Origin of the sequence: Enterococcus sp. DIV0840, from assembly GCF_050527835.1 — a bacterium.
In the GTDB taxonomy this organism is placed as follows: domain Bacteria; phylum Bacillota; class Bacilli; order Lactobacillales; family Enterococcaceae; genus Enterococcus_L; species Enterococcus_L ureasiticus.
In genome coordinates, this window is the sequence record NZ_CP172876.1 from 3,426,456 (window position 1) to 3,448,605 (window position 22,150).

Annotated in this window: 17 protein-coding genes; 1 reads left to right on the forward strand and 16 read right to left on the reverse strand. The window is 36.5% G+C overall.

Annotated features, from left to right (window positions below):
* Positions 1-8: 8 nt before the first annotated feature.
* The 9 genes from mutL to IGL98_RS16455 all read right to left on the reverse strand — a co-directional run bounded on the left by mutL (position 9) and on the right by IGL98_RS16455 (position 12,489).
* The gene (mutL, locus tag IGL98_RS16415) at positions 9-2,093 is read right to left on the reverse strand and encodes a DNA mismatch repair endonuclease MutL (RefSeq protein ID WP_206843194.1); all 2,085 of its coding nucleotides are present in this window, start codon (positions 2,091-2,093) and stop codon (positions 9-11) included.
* 33 nt (positions 2,094-2,126) lie between these two features.
* The gene (gene mutS, locus IGL98_RS16420) at positions 2,127-4,694 is read right to left on the reverse strand and encodes a DNA mismatch repair protein MutS (protein ID WP_206912452.1); all 2,568 of its coding nucleotides are present in this window, start codon (positions 4,692-4,694) and stop codon (positions 2,127-2,129) included.
* 2 nt (positions 4,695-4,696) lie between these two features.
* Positions 4,697-5,065 (reverse strand): YlbF family regulator, encoded by a 369-nt coding sequence (locus IGL98_RS16425; RefSeq protein WP_206912461.1) that lies wholly within the window; start codon positions 5,063-5,065, stop codon positions 4,697-4,699.
* A 200-nt stretch (positions 5,066-5,265) separates the two neighbouring features.
* Positions 5,266-6,321 (reverse strand): DUF916 and DUF3324 domain-containing protein, encoded by a 1,056-nt coding sequence (locus tag IGL98_RS16430; RefSeq protein WP_206912462.1) that lies wholly within the window; start codon positions 6,319-6,321, stop codon positions 5,266-5,268.
* A gap of 87 nt (positions 6,322-6,408) precedes the next feature.
* A complete protein-coding gene (locus IGL98_RS16435) occupies positions 6,409-6,993 on the reverse strand; it encodes a WxL domain-containing protein (RefSeq protein WP_206843202.1) in 585 nt (194 codons plus the stop codon).
* Complete coding sequence (locus IGL98_RS16440) at positions 6,994-7,269, reverse strand: LPXTG cell wall anchor domain-containing protein (RefSeq protein ID WP_206912464.1); 276 nt, start codon at positions 7,267-7,269, stop codon at positions 6,994-6,996.
* Between the two features lie 13 nt (positions 7,270-7,282).
* Positions 7,283-9,688 carry a MucBP domain-containing protein gene (locus IGL98_RS16445; RefSeq protein WP_206912472.1) on the reverse strand — a complete coding sequence of 802 codons (2,406 nt, stop codon included), beginning with the start codon at positions 9,686-9,688 and terminating at the stop codon, positions 7,283-7,285.
* 292 nt (positions 9,689-9,980) lie between these two features.
* Positions 9,981-11,489, reverse strand: coding sequence for a helix-turn-helix domain-containing protein (locus tag IGL98_RS16450; RefSeq protein WP_206843209.1), 1,509 nt, complete (start codon positions 11,487-11,489; stop codon positions 9,981-9,983).
* Between the two features lie 202 nt (positions 11,490-11,691).
* A complete protein-coding gene (locus tag IGL98_RS16455; RefSeq protein WP_069647447.1) occupies positions 11,692-12,489 on the reverse strand; it encodes a TIGR00282 family metallophosphoesterase in 798 nt (265 codons plus the stop codon).
* A gap of 549 nt (positions 12,490-13,038) precedes the next feature.
* Between IGL98_RS16455 and IGL98_RS16460 the strand changes: the two genes are divergently transcribed.
* Positions 13,039-13,236 (forward strand): helix-turn-helix transcriptional regulator, encoded by a 198-nt coding sequence (locus IGL98_RS16460; protein ID WP_206843211.1) that lies wholly within the window; start codon positions 13,039-13,041, stop codon positions 13,234-13,236.
* A 207-nt stretch (positions 13,237-13,443) separates the two neighbouring features.
* Here the strand turns inward: IGL98_RS16460 and IGL98_RS16465 are convergent, their stop codons facing one another.
* The 7 genes from IGL98_RS16465 to IGL98_RS16495 all read right to left on the reverse strand — a co-directional run bounded on the left by IGL98_RS16465 (position 13,444) and on the right by IGL98_RS16495 (position 21,973).
* Entirely contained in the window at positions 13,444-17,226 is a 3,783-nt protein-coding gene (locus IGL98_RS16465) for a SpaA isopeptide-forming pilin-related protein (RefSeq protein WP_206912474.1), read from the reverse strand.
* A 124-nt stretch (positions 17,227-17,350) separates the two neighbouring features.
* Positions 17,351-17,971: a hypothetical protein gene (locus IGL98_RS16470; protein WP_206843213.1), complete on the reverse strand. Its 621-nt coding sequence runs from the start codon at positions 17,969-17,971 to the stop codon at positions 17,351-17,353.
* Complete coding sequence (locus tag IGL98_RS16475; protein ID WP_206843214.1) at positions 17,901-19,064, reverse strand: DUF916 and DUF3324 domain-containing protein; 1,164 nt, start codon at positions 19,062-19,064, stop codon at positions 17,901-17,903. The genes IGL98_RS16470 and IGL98_RS16475 overlap by 71 nt, the downstream gene beginning before the upstream one ends.
* 73 nt (positions 19,065-19,137) lie before the next feature.
* Complete coding sequence (locus IGL98_RS16480) at positions 19,138-19,956, reverse strand: WxL domain-containing protein (RefSeq protein WP_206843215.1); 819 nt, start codon at positions 19,954-19,956, stop codon at positions 19,138-19,140.
* Between the two features lie 50 nt (positions 19,957-20,006).
* On the reverse strand, positions 20,007-20,855 hold the full coding sequence (locus IGL98_RS16485) for a WxL domain-containing protein (RefSeq protein WP_206912476.1): 849 nt from the start codon (positions 20,853-20,855) through the stop codon (positions 20,007-20,009).
* A complete protein-coding gene (locus IGL98_RS16490) occupies positions 20,852-21,145 on the reverse strand; it encodes an LPXTG cell wall anchor domain-containing protein (protein ID WP_206843217.1) in 294 nt (97 codons plus the stop codon). The genes IGL98_RS16485 and IGL98_RS16490 overlap by 4 nt, the downstream gene beginning before the upstream one ends.
* A gap of 150 nt (positions 21,146-21,295) precedes the next feature.
* The gene (locus IGL98_RS16495) at positions 21,296-21,973 is read right to left on the reverse strand and encodes a winged helix-turn-helix domain-containing protein (RefSeq protein WP_206912478.1); all 678 of its coding nucleotides are present in this window, start codon (positions 21,971-21,973) and stop codon (positions 21,296-21,298) included.
* Positions 21,974-22,150 lie beyond the last annotated feature (177 nt).

Sequence of the window (22,150 nt, forward strand, 5' to 3'; positions counted from 1 at the left end):
TCTATTTTTTAGTGCGGATCTTGGATTCGTTTAAACATTTTTTCCATGTCTGAATTTGTAAAATGAATCAAAACAGGTCGACCATGGGGGCAATTAAAGGGATTCTCACAGGTTTCGAGATCCTTCAATAACACTCGAGCTTGCTGTTCATTTAAATAATGATTGGCTTTGATCGAACGTTTACAACTCATCATGATTGCTGTTGCTTCTCGGAATTTTTTCACACTGACAGCACCTGTTGTCAAAAACATATCGATCATCTCACGGATAATTGTTTCTTCTTCACCGGCTGGATACCAAGTTGGGTGCGCCCGAACAATGAAACTGTTTTGACCGAAGTCTTCTAAATGAATGCCTACTTCCGCTAAGGTTTCTTTTTGTTCTTTGATTTTTAACGCATCACTGTTTGGGTAATCGATCACGATCGGTACTAATAACTCTTGTAGGTCATTCGTTACTTCTCCGATTTTATCTCTAAAGTACTCATATTTGATTCGTTCTTGCGCTGCATGTTGATCGATGATATATAAGCCGTCTTTGCTTTGAGCAAACAGATAAGTGCCGTGCATCTGACCAAAATATTCTAATTCTGGGAAACGTTCTTTCGGTCGTTCGTCAGATAGCTTGTTCAACACCTTATTTAAATCATTTTGAGCACCTGTTGCTGAAAAATCAAATTCCGGATGATGACTTAATTCTTCTTCATAAACCTGTTCATCTACTGTTGCTGCTTCATTTTGCTGAGGGATTTCCTCTACTTCTGTTGGTTCTACTATTTGGCTGTTATCAGGTGCTTGTTGTTCCTCATTTTCAGTTGGTGAACTAAACGCATGAGCCATCAATGCTTCTTTTTCAAGCTCCTCTTTACTCTGAGGTTCCGATTCTTTTGCCTCATTGTTTGTAGGCGGTTTGGGTGAAAATCCTGCTGTCGTTTCTTTGACAAAGAAATTACCGCTCGTTGAATCGTAGCCTAGACTTCCCGGTTTACGAATCGGTTTTGCTACTTCTTCTTGTTCAGTCAAAGGAATTTCCATTTGTTCAACTTTGGGCTGTTGTTCGACTTTCTTTTTAAAACGCAGATTATCTGCCGCATTTGGGATCAGCTGCTCATGACTTAATACTTCACGAATTGCTTCACTTATCAAGGCCATCAATTCTTTTTCTTTACTTAAACGAACTTCTTGTTTTGTCGGATGAACGTTAACGTCAACGAGCAAGGGATCAATCTCGATCTCTAATACCGCGAGCGGAAAACGACCAACCATAAGTTTCGAACCGTATCCATCTACGATGGCTTTATTCAGCGCAAAGTTTTTGATATAGCGGCCATTGATGATCGTGGACAAATAATTTCGACTTGCTCTAGTCACTTCCGGTAGCGAAACATAGCCTGTTAATTTAAAGTCTAGATCTTCGGCTTCGATCTTCAGCATTTTTTTCGCCGTACCAATACCGTAAATGCCAGCGATTGTTTGTTTCAAATCACCATTGCCAGCTGTGTTCATCATTTTATTGCCATCATGAACCAAGCGAAAAGCAATTTTAGGATGGCTTAACGCCAACCGATTGACGATATCACCGACATTGGCTAATTCAGTTTGAATCGTTTTAACATATTTTAGACGAGCTGGTGTGTTGAAAAACAGGTTTGAAACAGTGATTTTCGTTCCTTTTCTTAAGGCAGCTGGGCGATGTTCTTCCACCTTGCCACCTTTCATTTGAACATAACTGCCTTCCTCTTCTTCAGTGACAGCTGTTTCTACAACGATTTCTGAAACGGATGCGATACTGGGCAGGGCTTCTCCACGGAATCCTAGACTACGGATGCGGAATAAATCGTCTCTTGTATGGATTTTACTGGTCGCATGGCGTTTGAATGCACTAAGAATATCTTCTTTTGCGATTCCTTCTCCATTATCGATCACTTGGATCGTTTTAAGTCCTGCTTCTTCAATAAAAATATCGATTTGCGTGCTTCCTGCATCGATCGCATTTTCCACAAGTTCTTTGACAACTGATGCAGGACGTTCTACTACTTCACCAGCAGCGATCTGATTGGCAAGCTGTTCTGATAATTCTTGTATTTTCCCCATCTATACGATCCTTTCCTTGCTCAGTTTTTTCAGCTAAATTCTTTTTTGCAGTTCGTGCAATTTATTTAAGGCATCCATTGGCGTTATTTCCAATAAATTGATTTTCTTCAAGGTATCGATCACGCCTAACTCATCTGTCGATACTTCTTTAAATAGTGATAATTGTTCTGTATCTTCTTTGATCTCGTCTTTATATTCAACGGCCTTAAGGGGTTGTTCATCTGATTCTAAAGCAGTCAGAATCGTAGCGGCACGTTCTAATAACGCACTTGGCAAACCAGCAATTTTAGCTACATGGATCCCATAACTTTTATCAGCTGGTCCATCCATCATTTTATGCAAGAAGACAACTTCGCCATTTTTTTCTACTGCACCGACATGAATATTTTTCAGGCCAGTCAAGTTTTCATCTAAGACCGTCAATTCATGATAATGGGTCGAGAATAGTGTTTTTGCTTTGACTTCTCGGTGGATATATTCAATGATTGCTTGCGCTAATGCCATTCCATCATACGTTGCAGTTCCTCGGCCAAGTTCATCGAATAAAATCAAACTATTCGGCGTAGCATGACGCAAAGCTTGATTGGCTTCCATCATTTCCACCATGAAGGTACTTTGCCCTGCAATCAAATCATCTGATGCACCGATTCTTGTGAAAATTTGGTCAAAAATCGGTAGTTCCGCAGATTCAGCTGGAACAAAACAACCGATTTGAGCCATCACGACTGTTAACGCTAATTGGCGCATGTAGGTGCTTTTACCGGACATATTTGGTCCTGTGATTAGCAAAATGATATTGTCTTTGCTCATATGGACACTGTTTGGAATATATTCTTGATGACCTAAAACTTTTTCCACTACAGGGTGACGACCTTCAACAATATGCAGTTCTTTACTGTTGCTTTTTAAGGTTGGTCGAACGTATTGGTATCTTTCGCTAACCGTTGCAAAAGCTTGTAAAACATCCACTGCGCTGATTGTTTTCGCTAGTTTTTGTAGTCGTTCGATATTGGCTTTGACTTGTTCGCGAACTTCTAGGAATAATTGATATTCTAGATCTACTGATTTTTCTTCTGCTTCTAAAATCAAGGTTTCCATTTCTTTTAGTTCAGGGGTGATAAAACGTTCCGCGTTTGCTAGGGTTTGTTTGCGTTCATATTTGCCTTCTTCTAGGTTGGCTAAGTTGGATTTCGTCACTTCAATATAGTAACCAAATACTCGATTAAACCCGACTTTTAAGGTCTTAATGCCTGTTTCTTGGCGTTCTTTTGCCTCTAATTCCGCTAACCATTGTTTGCCGTGACGCATCGCATCGCGGTATTCATCTAATTTTTCATTGTAATTGTCTTTGATGATATTTCCTTCTGTGATTGCAAGCGGCGCTTCTTCGTTGATAGCTGTATTGATTAGTTCAACGATATCTTCAGCTGGATTTAAATCTAATAATAAGTCATTCCACTCACCTTGATTGATACCAACGATCAACTCACGAACCAACGGCACTTGTTCTAACGACGTCTTCAATTGAATCAAGTCACGTCCGTTCACGTTCCCGAAAGCAACGCGACCAGCTAAACGTTCTAAATCATAGACTTTCGTCAAAGTAGATTGTAAGTCGACACGTTCAAAATAGGCATTCAATAATGATTGAACCATTTCTTGCCTGGTTTGGATTTGTTTTTCTTGGATCAACGGACGATCGAGCCATTGTTTTAGTAAGCGACCACCCATTGCGGTTTTTGTTTCGTCTAGTAACCATAATAAGGTGCCTTTTTTCAAGCCAGTTCGAATCGATTGAGTCAGTTCTAAGTTAAATTTAGAATAGTGATCCATTTTTAAAAAGTGATTTGGTTGATATTCTACTGCTTTTTGAATATGAGATAAGCCACGCTTTTGTGTCACACTTAAATAGGTTAAAAGCTTACCTGTAACTTCGACTTCTAGCGGATCTGTCAGTTCACTTGTCAAAAAGCTAAATTCAGCATTTTCTTCTGCTTGGTTTTGTTCAGAGAAAATGATGTTTAAACGATCTTTTAAGGTTCGCTGCAACGTTTCTGATAATGCACTACCTAATACGATTTCTTTGGTTTGCAGTGCTGATGCTTCATTGATCACCGCATCTTCGTCACTTAAAACGGCTGTTTTTAGTTCCCCTGTGCTTAAATCAACATAGGCTAATCCAAACATGCCGTTCGCTTCAACAATCGCCGTTAAATAGTTATTGTCTTTAGCATCTAGGCCTTTACTGGTCATGACCGTTCCAGGCGTAATCAGCTGAACCACTTCCCGCTTGACCATGCCTTTCGTTGTCTTAGGATCTTCTACTTGTTCACAAATTGCGACTTTATAGCCTTTTTCGATCAATGTATCGATATAGCCTTGGGCTGCGTGATGAGGAATTCCGCACATCGGAATCGGGTCATCTGCATTGCGGTTACGACTCGTTAACGTTAATTCCAGCACCTGTGACGCATTGATGGCATCTTCATAAAACATTTCATAAAAGTCACCTAGTCTATAAAATAGAAAAGCATCTTGGTATTGGTCTTTGATTGCTAAGTATTGTTCCATCATGGGTGTGTGTTTTGTTTTTTGCGGCATTGTTACCCTTCCTTCTCTAATTCTTCGTTGATTCTATATTGGATCATATCTGTGACGTGCTGCAAGAGGTCATTGGCTTCCATCAGTTGTTCTCTATATGCCACAACTAAAGGATGTTCATCGAATTCTTTGGTTAGTTCGTCCGCATGCTTGATTGCCGCTTTTTCTGCTTCTGGTTTGTCGTAATGTGCAAATTGAACGGCATCTTTTTGGGCTGCTTTGATTTGTTCGACTAAATCGGTGAGTTTCTCGTTGTTTTGAACTTTTTCTTCTAGTTCTTTATAACGCTGAATCAATTCATCCTCACCAAGCAAGGTCAATAATTTCGTTAATTCTTCGTTGACTTTTTTATCTGTAATGGATGGCTCCATGATTTCACACCTTTATTCTGGGTAAGATTTTGTTGTAAAACAGGTCTACTTATTTTAACATAATTCCAGCAGAATCAACAGTTTGTCGGGAAAAACAGTAGCGAATATTTTGAAGTTTATTGTGCAACATTAGAAACAGCAGTCAAAAAAACAGAGCAGCCTTTTGATAAGGTTACTCTGTTTAGCATGTTTCTATACATTTACTTTTTCGTCAATTCCGCTACTTGTTCTTCTAACGCTTTGATTTTTTGTTGTCTTTTTCTATATAGAATAAATAAAAGAATCAACAATAACAGAACTAAGAATAGGATTATATAAAGCAGATAGTTATTTTTATCATGATGAATATACGCTTGATCATTTAATTTATCTGCTTCATTTGCTTTGATTTCAAACTCTTCTTCAAAATCCCATGTTTTCCCTTTTGATTCTGCGTGAACAGCTAAAAGATATTTTCCTGGTTTAAATTCTGTTTCTTGCAGGCTTACTGGATAGTTAAAGACAGAATTCGGTGCCATTTGCAAATCAGTTTTTTTTGTTTCGTAAAGAATGTTATCTGAATTTTTCTTTCTGATTTTAACATTTACGTTCAATTTGTTGAGATAAGCTGCTTTAGGATTTTCTAAATGGGCAAAAACTGTGTTCCGATTGTTGACTTGTCCTAAGCTTACTTTGGCTAGTTTTAAATCAGGTGAGACTTCCTTTTCCCCATGTAAAACAAGGGCAATCACATACCCAAATTGGTTTTTAATTGCAACATCCGCTGTAGAATCTGTTGACTTTTCATCTGTATTTTCACTTGTAAAAATAATACCACCTGATAAAATGCCAGAAAACTCTTTTTTAGGCATCGTAATTGCGTAGTCGACCTCTTTTGATTCATGAGGTGCTAGTGTAATTTTAGGTGTGTTGGTTTTAACGAGTTTGCTTATATCATATGGTAAATCGATCGATTTGTTCTTGTCACTATTCATATATTCGACTATGCCGTTAGTATTGGTCGTAGCTGTTTTGACTTTTGTATCTATGGTTTGTTCTTGATCAGATTTATTGGTTACTTTAACCGTGATTGCTTGCGTTTCTTCTGGGGTAAGTCGTAAATCAAAATAGGTTTTAGTTGTGTCAACTTGCTTGGTTGAAGGAATTGCTTTTACTTCATAATCTGCCTCTTGAGCCCAAACATTCAGTGTTCCTACCAGACACCCGAATATAACAGCGATCAGCGGTACTAAAACTTTAAACGTACGTTTTAACATGTGAATTCCTCCATTTTTTAATTTACTATGTATGTTAGCGGCACGGGATAAAAGTAGATTTAGTCCCATGCCATTCCCTTTTTTATACTAGCTATTTGCTGGTTGGTCCAACAATGTCCATGTCAATGTTGTTTCGTATTGTTTTGCTACTTTGACAGTTTCACCTGGTACTGATAAAACAGCAGCATCTTTACCGAAACTTTCAATTGTTACACCATTACCTAGTCCGGCTTCAGCATCTAAAATCGTTTCGCTTGAACCATCTGTATTTAGGACAACTTCCGTTTTGGCAGTAGCTGAACCTGTTGATTTTTCTGAAATAGTTGGTGTTTTCAATGTGATTTGAGCGCTTGTTAATTCCTTTTTATCTGCTTTAAATTGTCCATTTTGAGCAACTTGGACAGTCCAACCAGCTTCTGTTCCGCGGATATCTTGAACGGTTGTCGCTGTTTCAGTTTTGCTTTTATATACTTCATCATTAGCAGAAATTGGATTAGAACCGAAATCAAAATCAGCTACATTCAATAATGTCAAAGCGCCTTCTGTTGGGGCTGTAAACCCAATATCACTTTTTGACGCTTGATCTGCGATTTCCTCTGCATTTACGACCATACTTGTGCTTAAACTCATTGTTACTACTGCTAATACTACTAAAATTTTACTTGTTTTCATTTAAATTCTCTCCTCATTATTTAAAATTCTATATGATATCATTCCAGTTATAACTAACAGAATGGATATTCCACTTATTTGTAAAACATGACTAGGTGAATCCTCACCCGTTTGTGGTAATTTGTGCGTTTTATGTGAGGCCTTTTGCTTTTCTTCGTAAAAACCGACTGTTACTTTATTGTTTTCTGCGGCGTGGCTTTCATTCATTCCAATCAAATAGATAAAATAACTGGAAACTAGTAGCAATTGAAGCCATTTTCTTTTTTTATTTTTCACCGCTCGCCACCTTTCAATCATTGGCTACAACATCGTATAATTCCCAGCTGATTTCGCCAGAGTATTGATCCGCTAACGCATCACCTGATTTTACAGCGACTTTCAGCCCGTCATCAGAAGTTGCCCAATCATGGGTTATATTGTAATCATCGTGGGTCGTTGACACTGCTGATTCAATGATCGCTGATGAATGTGCAGGAATTGGAACTGACTGACCATCCTTTACATAAAATAGTGCATCGGATAGTACATGCTGCGTTTTGTTTCCAGTCAAAGGCTTACTCAATGTTGCTCTTAACTGCCAATTTGACCCTAACGTGCGTGTATCTTTTACAACAATGTCTCGATCTTTTGCTTCGATCTTATATTCTTCATCCTTGCTAGATAATGCATGCGTTCCAAAGCTGATTTGTGTTGGTACAGCTGAAAAACTCAAGTGTCCTTGGTACTTATAGATCACAGTTTGTGTTTCATTTGAAAAAGTTCCTGACTCATTTTCTAGTACTGTCGTTAACGTGTAACCTGGAATTTCTTTGGCTTTTGCCTGATAAGGTTGGCTGACCTTACCATCTAAAATTTCCGTTGGGGCAATTTCTTGTCCATCTTCGTTTAGATAATTTACAACAACTGACTTTCCTTGAACAAACTCGGCTTTAAGCTCAGCTTCATTGCTGGCTTTTGATTCCTCATTTACAGTTGTAACGGCTGTGTTAGGAATCGTGATTTGATTGAGTTCGGGATCGGTTAATTCTTCTTGGCTCAGTTGTAAACTGCCATTCAATTCGATCGTATAGGTCTTTCCATAAAATGATTCATCGGCTAAGCTTTCCGGCTTTGCTTCGATCAATAATTCATTCTCTGCATTTTTGTTGCGTGTAAAATAATCAGTAGCATTCCCTCCAGTCTCATCTTTGATCACGACATCTTCTGCCGAAATCGCTAATGAATCTGCCAATGGATCTGTGATTTTTACTGTTTGGATCGGAAATCGTGAAGAATACGCTGGGATTTTTTGGGTGATTGTATATAATCGCCTGTTCTCATTTCCAGTGTATGTAAACTGTTCTCCAACTTTGATTGGTGCTTCAAGTTCTTCCCCACCAACAATATTACCTAATCCTGGGAAGTCGTCATAATCAAACATAGCGGTGCTTTCTTCAGGACTGATCGGCATGTTCGTATGAATATCATAACCAGAATAGACACTTCCTAACACTCGACCTTGCGTATCATCAAGTATGACAGATGCCCTTGGCGCCAAAACACTTCCTATAAATAATGACGCATTACTTCTAAATTGGATCTCTTGGTCTTCATCATTAAAATTATGAACTAGATGCGTCGCCATCTTATAGGTTTTATCTTTTAACTCGTCAGAGATTGTATGACTATCCGATTTTATTAACGGTACTGCTTTATCCGCATATTTCCCTTCAAAAAAAATACCGTTGTTTCCTTCGAATTTGTATTCTTCATCGCCTGGCAAGCTCGGATAAGCGGTCGCATGGAAGAATGTACTACCACTGAAATTAAATGTTGGAAAGTGTTTATAGTTAATGAACAGGTAGGGTGGCAACATTGTATCTGGATCATAATTTGTATAATTGATCGAAATATCCTGCACATTTTTGAAATGATCCATCTGACCATCAACATTGACGACTGCGACTGCTTGTTCCGTCGTCCCTTTTTTTAATGCAATATTAATTTGGATCGACGATTGTCCGCCCCAGTCGTTTGGATTCACTACTTTTTTCTCTGTATTTACTTCTGCCGATTGAACCGCTGAATTATAGACGACTGACTGCTCGCTATCGGTCAATGATGCGTAGTAATCACTGACGTTTTGAATATTGCCTGTCACTTGAGAAAAATCAGAAATACCATTATCGACAAATGAAGGAAATGATTCGAGTGAATCATTATATTTTCTATTAGAGAAATTTTCACGTAATTTAGGATAATATTGCAATGCATCGTTCATTTCTTTTTCTGTTGGTGCTGTTCCTAAATAATAATGTAGATCTTCACCATTCACATACTTGAAGCTCATCGCATTTGCATATAAACGAATGATGTCACTGCCCGTAATTGTTTCAGAAACAACTGCTGGATCGATTTGATCCAACTCCCACTGACGAGTTGTATTTTGATAATTTTGAAACCCGCCTTTGGATAATCCAGAAGAACCATTAGACGTTATATTTTTTGCTAAAAATTGCCCTACCAGCTGTTTGTCTTGCAATTGATCGGTATTAAAATAAAGTGTGCCGCCAGCTGTTAAATTCGTTTTTGTAGAAACCCCCAGTGGATAGTTTCCAGGTGGTAAAACCGATTCAGCAAAAACTGTGTCTGACGAATCAACGATATGTAAAAGACAGAAAAATAAAACGAGTAAACGAAACACATTCTTTTTCATCGATTTCTCCTATCTGCTTACTTCATTTGGTAAATCTAACCCAAGTCGCTTTTTTTATTACAATGAAATAATACAATTTTTTTCAGAAAAAATTTATATATTTCTGAAACGATTTGTTCCAAAAATTAAAAAACAACAGTTCATTTTATGAAAACCCACTATTAACAAGCGAAAAAAGGCTGAAACAAAACAAATAATTGTTTTGTCTCAACCTTTTTTCAGATGAGTTTCAGAGATAATTTAGTGATAAAATAGATATTTTTAAACTTTTGACAAATTCGATTCTTCTTCACTACATTCCTAAAAAAACAGTTTTATAAAAAATTTGATTAATTGCTTCGATCATTTTTCCCCATTGTTCCGGGTTCAGCTGCTCATCAAAGTAGAAATATTCCGTATGCGGGTTTGCTACTTCATAAGAATCTGAAATAACCAAATCTGCTGTCAATACATCATTCGTAAAAACGATTCGATCCCGATTATAAACATCTAGAATAATCTTTTTGATGCCGTCTGCCAAAATCAAATTATTATTGAAAATGACACAGATCGACATGCTTCCCGCTTTTTTATTCAGATAAATGCCTGAGTAAATCGTTAATGAGAGAATCGACATGACGCCTTTCAACGATTTTTTATTGATTATAGAATAAAATTCCTGTTGCTCAATAATCTTGTTGATTTTTTGAAAAATCTCTACATTTCCTTCATCGTAATCGATCATCGAATGAAACGATAGCTCATTTTTATAATAGCCAGAAATATCAATGTTGATATGCTTGATATAGATCAGTAAAATAATCAGATTAAAATAAAAATTTACATACCCTTCCTCCGTATAATCTAAATCAAATTCTTGTTGAATTTCTTCCATCAATTTGGTCGTGTACGCTGCAATTTCTAGTGACGATTGCTGATAATGTCGAACGATATTCTTTTTCGTTTCCAGTGAGTCTAGATTGTAAATCAGCCCTCTAGTTGCATACACCAATAACGCTCGCTCTTTATGATAGACGTCCTTTGCCAATCGTTGTTTAAGTAACGGTAATAACTCTGTCTCTTTGGTATCAAAGTAGGCAACATCTGCTAAAAACTCTTCGGAAAGTTCTAGATAATTTTTTTGCCAAAGGACTCTTTTTAGGGTAATCAACTGGATAAACCGTAATTTTGCCCGTTGTGATTCTGACAATGAGGTCGTATGATCAAAGTATTCCTCGATTTCTTTTATGTTCCACCATTCTTCTGGATAATGTCTATTACCATATTCCGTTGACTTAAAAACTGACCAGTAAGAATAAAAAGCAAAAAGACGAATACCAAGCTCATTCCCAGTCAAAGGGCTAGCAAGTTGTTCAAATGAAATTTTTCCTCCAAATGGAACTAACATTTCTTTTAGTGCTCGCAGTTGTTTGTAAACAGACGAACTGCTCATATGTAAATCAAGTGCCATCGCCTCGATCGAACTATAATGATTTTTTAGTAGTGCATCTAAAATGAAAAAAATCCCACTTTGCTTTACGTAAAACAAATGACTATAATCGATCAAATACCCTATGCCGTATGCTTCTTCCGTTTGGATTTGATAGGTCCCTGTCTGAGCATTCTGTGCTAAATGGACCTTCTCATCAAATGTCTCTCCCACTTCTTGCGCCAAATCATTGATATATCTGCTTAATGTACTTTTCGTAAGATCATGCTTTTGCATCAATTCATTAAAGCTTAACCCGTTTTTTGAGAAAATGATCGATTTAAATAATTCAAACTTCATCCGCTCTTTTTTTCCCATAAAAGAATTTCGCATAGACGCCTCCTAATTTAGTTACTTTTAGTCACTGTACTCTGATTCTTTTCCTATTATAGAACAAATTTCAGTTCACTTGTTCACAAATGCTCAACCATCTTTTTTGGCAAAATAAAAAAGCATCAGATGCTCCTTCTCATGTTGCTTGGAGTTGGATACTTCTGTCCCTTTTTTATTTTGTATTTGGTTAAGTTAAACTTAGTTATTCCTCAAACGGACGATCTTCACTGATTTGAATTGGCTCGATTTTTTTCGCTTGTCCAGTCTGATCATCGATATCAATCACACAAGCTGATAATAAGCTCCGACCTTCGTCTACGACTTCAAAACGTTTTGGTAACGCTGTCCTGAATTTCTCAATAATGGGTCCGCGTTTCATGCCTAAGATACCATCGTAAGGACCTGTCATGCCGACATCACTAAGAAATGCTGTCCCAGCTGGTAAAATCCGAGCGTCGTTGGTTTGCACATGCGTGTGCGTGCCGACAACTGCGCTAACGTGTCCATCTAAAAACCAGCCCATTGCTTGCTTTTCGCTAGTTGTTTCACCATGAAAATCGACAAAAATCAACGGTGTACGCTTGCGTGCTTCTGTGATCAATTCTTCTGCTTTACGAAACGGATCATCGATATCCGCCATAAAAACACGTGCTTGCATGTTAATAACGGCAAGTTCAAGTTGATTGACTTTGACAAAAACCATCCCTTGTCCAGGGGTGCCTTCTGGAAAATTAGCCGGTCGGATCATTTTTTTAGCATCGTCGATAAATTCGAAGATTTCTTTATTATCCCAAGTGTGATTCCCTAATGTGACCACATCTACACCGTCTTGTAAAAACTTCTTGTAAATCTTACCAGTGATTCCTCGACCAGCTGCAGCATTTTCACCATTAAGAATCGTGACTTGGGGACGGTATTTTTTCTTCAGCTTTGGTAAATAAGTAGTTATTGTATCGCGACCTAGTGATCCAACTACGTCTCCTATAAATAATATACGCAAAAAACTTCCTCTTCTCTTTTGATTTCTTTATTTATTATAGAGGTTTTTGGGGTGGAAGGGAAGGGTTGTCGATTTTATTACTATTGTAATGATTTTGCATATCCTAAGATTGATTGAAAAATCTTCTCCAGCAACATATTCCTCAACACATCCCTGCTAATTTAACTTGTCCAAACAGGATTTCCTTACAATAATTATTCACATGAACATAATTATTATTCATCTGACTACTATTAAGTTATGCATTTTTTAAAAATTCATTTAATAATGGGTTTATAATTTTCTTAATATTTGGTATTATTATGAGTAAAGATAATATATTTTTGATACTTTGGTAATTATAAAAACTTTTAACAAAGAAAAGAAATACTTTTAATACATTAAACAATACTAATTGATTTTTATAGAGGAAGAATTTTCTTTTAATCGGTAACGTATAAAATATAAAAGCCAATTTAGTATGTGTTTTTTGATTGAAATTGCTAGTAAATACTTAATTACCTATTTTCTTACTAGTATAAATAATAAAAGAAAGAGGATATCATCTATATGAAAAAAAAGAGCAACAACACGTTACAAGAAACTCGCAGTAGCAATAACCTCACTCAAGAAGAACTTGCAGAGAAAGTAAATGTTTCTATCCAAACAATCCAAAGTATAGAAAAAGGAAAATACAAGCCTTCCGATTCTTTAGCATTAAATATCGCCAATTCACTGAATAAAGAAGTCAGTGACATTTTTTCTTAGGCCTTTAGGATCTAAGAAAAAACATTGTTGGAAATTGCTGTGAAGCACGAAGAACAATATGATTCGATGATGCACAATACAAGGTGTCTGAAAGATGAGTTACTTTTTCTATTATCTAAGAGTCGGCTATTTCAAAAACGACAAAAAACAGACTAAAATCGTAAACTACGATTTTAGTCTGTTTTTCATTATATTGATTCAAAAAATTTACGGCTCTTGAATAATCTCCCAGGTAACTTCTCCTGTATATTCATCTGCCAATGTCCCTTTAGCTGGAACTTCCAGTTTAAAGCCTTGGTTTTTACTTTCTGCTGTGTCTAAAATAAAATTAAAATCTTTTTTCGCTTTGTCATCAGCATCTTGTTTATTGTTCACCAATTCTCCACCAGTTCCATTCAAGACAATGTCTGTGGTACCATTCCGATAAATCAATCGTGCATCTTTCAACACTTTGTTTCCTTGTGTTGTGAATTCTTTTGACAAGTTGGCATTTAATCGAATGTTGCCTCGTGTTTTACCATGTTTTGTTGTGGTTGACGTGGTGATTTGACGGTTATCTCTCAATGCAACTTCAAAATCATCTGTATTATTATATGAAAGCACTTGCTCAAATGGTGTCACAAAGCCAGTTTCAAAAGTTAACCGTTCCGGTACTTTTAATGAAAGTAAGCCTTCATATTTGTAGTAGACCGTTTCACTTTCATATGGAAAAACTAATGCTTCATCTGACCCTTGCATTTTTCCTGGATCAAATTTTACAAACCGATAATCTGAATTCACTGCGTTCATTTGATCCAATTGATCTGACACAGCTTTTTGTTCTTTTAAATTAACGGTTGAGCCGTTTCCACCTTTGATCGTTATTGGCTCGATGTTTTCGATATCTGTTCCGTCTTGGTAGGCAAAATGAATGACGATTTTTCCTTCTTTGATATAAGGAATCGTGAGTTTATTTTCGCCAGTCGGCGTTAGGGTGATCTCTTTTCCTGAATTATTGTATTCTTCATTAGATAGATAACCATCGGGTGCTTTTATTTCTTTTAACGTATAGTTTGTAACGACGTATTCTTTCAATAATATCTGACCATTTGCATTTGACGTTAAGGTATCCTTTACTTTGCCATCTTTGTCGATGATCTCGTAGGTTGCTCCAGCTAATGGTTTATTCGTAACAGAATCGATCATATTGATCATCATATCTTTTAAAATCAGATTTCCTCCGCCACCCGCACCAGAGTTGTCGATATCAAATTTCCCTGACCAATAACTACTTGAATAGCCTTGTGTTGCGATGTTGCCTCCATAATTTGTAAATGGATGACTTGAACCGCCCCCTGAATAACTTTTTGAGCCACTCGTAGCAAAGTTCCATTTTAATTTTACAATTAAACCATTTTTCAGCTGATCATCATTAATAGTGATAGCCCAAACTGAAAAACCACCGCCACTCACTGAAATCGTTGAGGTTGGTAAAGGATTTCCTTCTCTATCTGTAATTTCTCTTAAGCTTGAAAGTTCGCTAGAATCATTTGCCGGCACAATGCTGGCAAGATTAATTTTTGTTCCTTTGATTAATGGAAAACCGTTATTTTTGTCGACTACCAAGGTTCCTTCAGCAATGTTTGTATAGGTTTCGCTAGTCTTTAATGTAAAATCTTTTGCCAATACATTGTTAAAATAAAGAGATTGTGATGTTGAATTGACCGGTTCAAAATCATCATTTATCTGACTGATTTTTGCATAATCACCAGCAGCATTATAATAGTTATTTTTAGCTAAAGTAAAACTGACGATAATCGATTGCGTCAATTTTTTACTTTTCACACGTATTTGATTCTCTTCAACACTTATTTCCGGATACTCTTCACTACTTGAAGTAATTTCTTCACCCGGAAGTAGGCTTGAATAGACCGTTGTAGAAAACTGTTGAACCTTATTTACTGTAAACTTTTTGTCTAAAATCGACACATCCAAGCTTTTGTAGTTTATAACGATCTCATTGTTATTCAGGTCGGCTCCAGATGGATTTATCAATAATTTCACTTGGTTTACAGGTTGTTCTTTGATTTTTTCAGTTTGGTCATATGTCCCATTTTTGCCAAGAAAAAACGGCGAGTTAGTAAAGATATAACTCGGAACATAAGCATATCCTATCGTTGGAAATTCTTTTTCAGTTTTAGAAGAAAAGGCTAGTTTAGGCGTAATTGTATTTGTAGCCCGTGAGTATTTTTGGTCGACTGTCTGAAGATCAACACCCGTTTCGTAAGTAATCGTGAGCTTTTCTTTGACTTCTTTTAAGAACTTGATTTCAAAATGATTAGATGAATCAAACACTTCATAATCGGTTCCTTCGACTAATTCTTTTTTCACACCATATCTTCCGAATTCCACAGAACTGATTTTCACATTTTTTAAGGTTCCAGCTTTGACACCATCACCAAAAGTATCCGTTATTTTCATAACTTTTTGATAAAGAGAATTGATTGTCGCCGTCCAAGTGATGATATTTTTCTCCGTGTTGAATGTCCCACTTTTCACGTTGTTGACTTGACCTTTGACTGTTGTTTTTCCGTTTGTTTCGTAACCATTTCCTGAAAGAACATATTTACTATTATACGGTGTTGTAACCGTCTCATCTATTCCAGTATAGATATCCAAACCAAATGTGTCCGTTGTATCTTCACCTGAGTAAGTTAGCGTTATCTCGCCGAATGCATCACTCGTGATTTTCCAGTTACTGATTGCTTTTTTAGCCCCTTCAACAATTGAGCCGTTGGCATTGAATGTAACGTTATATTCTTGAGCCAACTTTGTATCGATTGCCACCAAGGCGGGATCTTTATCATTCGTCAGGGTAAAAGTGTCACCTGTTTTTAGTTGCTGATTAGTTCCATTGATATAAATCGGTGTTTTAACGATCATTTCACTTTCTTTTACATTCGTATCGGCGATTATTGTCCCTAAGCCTAAGTAGCCGAGTTCGATAACAAAGAAGTTAACAGAAAATCTACTATAACTGATAAAGCTATCAGAAGTTGTTCCAGGATAAACAATAAATGTCATTGCAGATGTGATCGACCCTCTTTTTCCATTTGAAATAGGATTAAAACCTGTATAGTCAAAAGTTACTTCGCCGCCTGAAATTTCTAAAGCTTCATGAAATTTCTCTTTAAATTTAATTTGGCTCTGCCAATCTGATTTCTCAATCACGACAAAATCTTCGTTGACCTTTAATTCTTTTTTCTCGCCTATGCGTGTTCCATCAATCATTGTTTCATAGGTATAGAATTTAAAGGATGCAAGATCTTGTATTGTCTTAACATAACCGTCGCTCCAATCACTGGGCATCACTTGTTTGGAGAACCCAACTTCCAAATTATTTTTTGATAAATCTACATGGGCGTAATTGACGTCCATTGCGTCATATTCACCGCCACTTGCAGGCATTAATTTTGTTTCGTTTTTATCCTTATCAAAAGTCTTTCCATACAGATATTGAGGGTTGGTTTTCTCATATAAGTGAAAGATATAATTCGTTGGAGTTTGTGTTTCAAAAGGCATTGTTTGTTTAGAATTCAATGTGCTATCAAACTTGATTCGTGTCACTAAATTCAACTTATATTCTGCTGATTGGACATCTTTTATCATCGTTAAGGCTAATTTTCTTGTTGCTGGATCAATGCGATAAGCCGCTGTGTCGCTTAATTGGCCTTCAATAACCTGTGAATAGGTGAAACCTTCCGGCAACGTTGTTTCAAATGTATCACCAATTTTATAATTTTTATTCGTGAATTTAAACGTAATTGTGGCTTTAACTTCTGAATCATTTTTAAGATAATCTTCTTGCTCTAATACCCGGCTTTTTTCACCAGGCACTATGATTTTCACTTCTTGAAAAATATTATCTGTTATCACTCTGGTCGGCTGTACTTCTTGTGCCTGGAGCTTGTTTTTAGAGCTTAAAGAAGTGGCAATGAATATTCCTATCACTAAACTAATTCCTAAAATAATCAAAGAGAGAATATACTTTTTTCTTTTCATAAGCTGTGAAATAGAGAACTATTTCAACTGTTCACTCCTCTCGTTTCGTCCAATGTTCAACAACACCCTATGTTTATTTTTCATTTTTATGCGTAAATTCAATCCGTTCATTAGAAAAGTAACGACTATTTAGATATAGTTTTTCTTTTTGCTTATTCCAATGAATATTTTCTAGCGTCATATGTACGACTGTATTCAAATTAGAACCTGATTGAATTTGTTGGATTCCTTTTTTTGTGTACTGCAACGTCAGTTCTTCTTCATTCTGATCAAGAATCGTATACAAGTCTGACTTTTTTTCTAAAGTACTGATATTTTCTTCAGAAAAGACTCCTTTTTCTATTTTGGCTAATAATTTCACTTGTTTCCCATCGTACTTATTGACTCCCGCGGCTTTCCACGTTCCTGTATAGACGAGCGTAAAACCTTTTGTTTTTTGGTAATCAGCAATTGCCAATTCCCAGTTTTTGCCATGGCTTTTTAAATGAATCGTGTTATCAGTCGATAACCAATTTCCATTTAATTTCACAACAAATGGATAACAGATATATCCAGCAATCCCGCCGCTTATTAGAACAAATACAAGTAATGATAACGTAATGTAAAAAGAAAGTGATTTTTGTTTATCTTCGTCTATTTTTTCCTGAACTTGGGGAAGTTCGCTTATCAGTTGGTCGTTGTTTTCGTTTGTCATGTTCTTTTCCTTTTTTTTGCTTTTTTTGGCGCGCTCGTCTTGCTTGTTCTTTTCGTTTTTTCTTCCTTTTGGATAAAACAATCAATAAAATAATTAGAAAAATGACTAGTATAGCAAAGATCCCTGCACCGATCAGAACATAGGTCATATAGTCTTTTTCAAGATCTACTGCTTGTTCGTTTAGCTCTTTTGCTTCTTTGGCACTGATTACAAACTCTTGATCAAATGTCCATTCTTGTCCTGTATCTTCTGATTTGGCTTTGACTTTGGCAACATAGGTACCAGCTGTAAAAGGTTGGTTTTCCCAACTGATTGGGACATTGTAATTGGTATTTGGCGCCACTCGGTAGCCCTTTACTTTTGTCTCATGTAAAGGTGCATTTTCTCCTTTTTTACTGACTGCAGCATCATAGGAAACAGTGTCGATGATTGTCGCTGTTGGATTTTGCAGATTCACTTTTACGGTATTGCGCCCTGCAACTTGTGAGGCGAAGACTTTTTTGAGTGCTAAATCTGATTTGGGTAGATCATCTGATTCTCTTAAACGAATCGCGACTGAATAGGCAAAATTATTCGAAATATTAAAGCCTTTTTTCGTCTCTTCCTTTTTCTTTTCCCCTGCATCTGCACTTGTAACACGAATAGCGCCCAAAATCAGGCCTTCAAAAGGCTCGCTTGGAATATCTAGTGTTACTTTCGTCACAGTTGTTCCTTTAGCTGGGATACTGACCGTTTGTTCTGATGTCGCAATACTTGATAAGGGAAATTTTAAAGAAGAATCTTTGTTGGTTTCGTCTTCTGTATAAACAAATGAACCGCCATCGCCTGTGTAAGCTGGATTGATGTTTATATTGACTGTTGCGTCTTTATCTCCTTGATTATAAAGCTGAAAAGAGAGTTCCTGTTTTTCTCCCGGATTGACTTTCAAATCATAATAACCGGCGTCTTTTGTGACTTGGTTGTCTGGTAAAATGGCTTTAACTGATATAGGGATTTTTTCCCCATATGCTGTAGAAAACGGCCCCACTATCAGTACACTCAAGAAGAAAAGTAGTTGCCATTTCCAAGCTATTGCTCGTTTTAGTACACTCATACATTTTTCCTTTCTAACAAAATTGGTAAAAAGTTCCTAGAAATGGAACTTTCTACCAATAAAATCTTAGACTTTATGGTCCAACTGTTAAGGTCCAATTTAATTTAGCTCCGTAAGCTTTGGCTTGTACCCCATCGCTTTGTGGAACGTTTAGTTTTACATCTGTATTTTTATCTGTTAACGCTGGTGAGCCTGCTTTTCCATAATTCGCTTCATCATAATCTTTTTGGAAAACAACAGAACTGATCGTTCCGTTTGTTGTTGTTTGGTCTGTTTTTCCAACTTTAGATGTTAGTACAGCAACACTTCCTGTTGTATCAACACCTTTTACAGGAACTTGAACAGAACTATCACTTGGAATCGTCAATCCTGTGATGACATCCGCCACATTTCCAGTTTGAACATTGTTTGTCAATGTTTGGTTATAAAAATTGACCCTAGAGGCTTTTAATGAGTGCCCACCTGTTTCTTTAAATAAAGCATCTTGCTCAACCATCACAGCCCAAGCCGTTCCTTGGACACCGGAAACATCCCCTACTTGTACAAAGTGTGGAATTGCATATTTTGTTGTGTCACCTGATTTTTGATAATGTTCATAAATAGCATCATAATTTTTAGTATCGACACTGGTTTCGTTGCTGCCAAAATCAAAATCTGGTACATGCATCAATTGAATATTTTCTACGTTTACACGTTCATTGTTTCCATCCACGATGTCTATTTTCTCATCTGTACCTGGTTTAATTGTGTTGATATCACCAGTTTGAGGGACAAATGACGCTTTCCCGTCTGTTTTTACTGCTCCTGTTTCGGCAAAAGCAGGTGTCGCTAAGCTTAATGTCCCCATTGTTACTAAACTTAATCCTAAAATTCTTTTTATTGTTGTATTCATTTTTTCGCTCCTTGTCTTTGCTACTTTTTTCTACTTAAAGTTTCCAATTTTTATGGTTCTACTGTCAGTGTCCATGTCAAATTAGTCGAATAGGCTTTAGCTTGTGATTGGTCACTTGCTGGTACATTTAATTTGACCCCTTCATATCGATTCGCAGCAGGTGATTTAGTTGCATCATAATCTTCTTCTACATAGCTATTTCTAAAAACAGAAGAAGTATAAGAATTCAAGGTAAAACCAGCTGTTTTGTTTTCTAACACTACTAATTCGTCTGGCGTGTCACTTTTGACTGGAATCGTAGAAAATGCGCCAAACTCATCTGTTTTATCTAACGCGACGCCAGAAACTTTATCTGCTAAATCTGCTGCTGCATACGCTGTACTTGTTAACGTATTACCATAAATGCGGATACGAGAATTGTCTAATTTTTTCGGAGTGCTATCACTTGTTTGGAATACGTCATCTTGTTGGACGCTTAATTTCCATTTTGTTTCACTATTCCCAGATAAATCAGCTACTTGAACTGAGTGAGGCATATAAAATGTTTCTGTACCTTGCCCCTTCGTTCTTTTTTCCGTTAATGCTTCGTATTCCGTTGTCTTCAACTCTGTTTTATTCGATCCAAATGAGATGTCTGGTAGGTGCGTTACATAAACATTATTTGCTTCTGGTAATGGTTTAGGTTTCGTTGGATCTGTCGGGTCTGGATCAGGATCTAATGGATTAGGGTCTTTTGGTCCTTCTTCTGGTTTTGATGGATCTGGACGATCTCCGGCTGTAAATTCTGTTTCAGCTTTCGTTTTCCCTGAAGCTGTTGTTTCTTCTGCATAAACTCCTGTCGTTGAGTAACTTAATACCAACCCGCTTAATAATAAACTTGCAACAAATTTCTTTTTCATTCTTGTTCCTTCTTTCGTGTGTTTTTATTTTTAAAATGAAACCCTAAGTAAATGAAGATCAAAAGACAAATTCCAATGATAAGTAAATATAAGCTTAGTTGCTCCCCAGTATGTGGGAGTATTCCTTTTTTATTCCCAGAAAAAATAGTATCAATAATTGGCTTTTTTGGCTGATCACCTTGAATAAAAGTAATATCAGATTGCGTTTTCCCAGAGGCTTCTGCAATTGTTCCGGTAAACGGGACGAATAAGAGCAGTAAACAAATACTAGATTGGATTAATTTTTTCATAGTTGCCTCCCCTCTGTTTTAAATGAACGATCTTTTTTTACGATACTCTTTTGTTCCCCAGCAGCCACTCTATTTGTAGGGAGATTTGCCTTTTTTATTTGATCGACAGACTACCTCACTCACCCCCTCTCTACTATAAAATACCTTGTCTTATGCAGATAAAGTCAGCATATAGCCTCTTGATCGTATCGTTTTGATCAGCTCTGATTTCCCATCCGTTGCTTGTGCTATTTTTGCTCGGATTTTACAAACAATGTTGGCGACTCTGCTTTGTCCGATTTCACCAAATAATTCAAACTTTTCTCCCAAAAGAGATTCTGTAAGCATTTCATACGTGCAAACTTCCTCCTTGTTTTCATAAAGAAGAGAGACTAGAAAAAATTCGAGCTTTGTCAGTGAAACACTTGTATTTTCTAAAGATAAACATAATTTTAAAGGATCTAATTGAAAGCCCAACTCTTCTTTGGTTCTCATCTGCTGATTGGATTTCATTGTATTTAAACTATTACGGATCGACAGATCTATCTCTTCAATCGTGTAGCTTTCTTCAAATATCCCACAAACACCTAATTGTAAATAAATACTTTTCTCTTCTAGCTTTTTCTCAGAAGTCGCTATCCATATTGGAATGGATCGATACGTTTTGGTTTTGATAACCCATTCACAAATCTCAACGATACTAAATGTCTGATTTTTAAAAATAAGCAATGCATCTATATCTTTTAAGTCACTCTCATCAACCACTTTTTTACTTTCTGGTAAATAAGCAGAGGTTTGACGGTCCATAAAGCTCTCACTGCTATTTTTGTTAAGTATCCCAACCATCATAGTATTTCTCTCCTATTCATTTTTCATAAAAATAATATCAAAAACAAATCATAATTATTTGTATTTCTCTTACTTAATATTCTTTCAGTTCCAACTAAAATACAATCACTCTAAATAAAATTTTTTTCAGTTTATTTTAGAAAGTTCATGTTTTTTACGAAATCACCAAAAAATAAA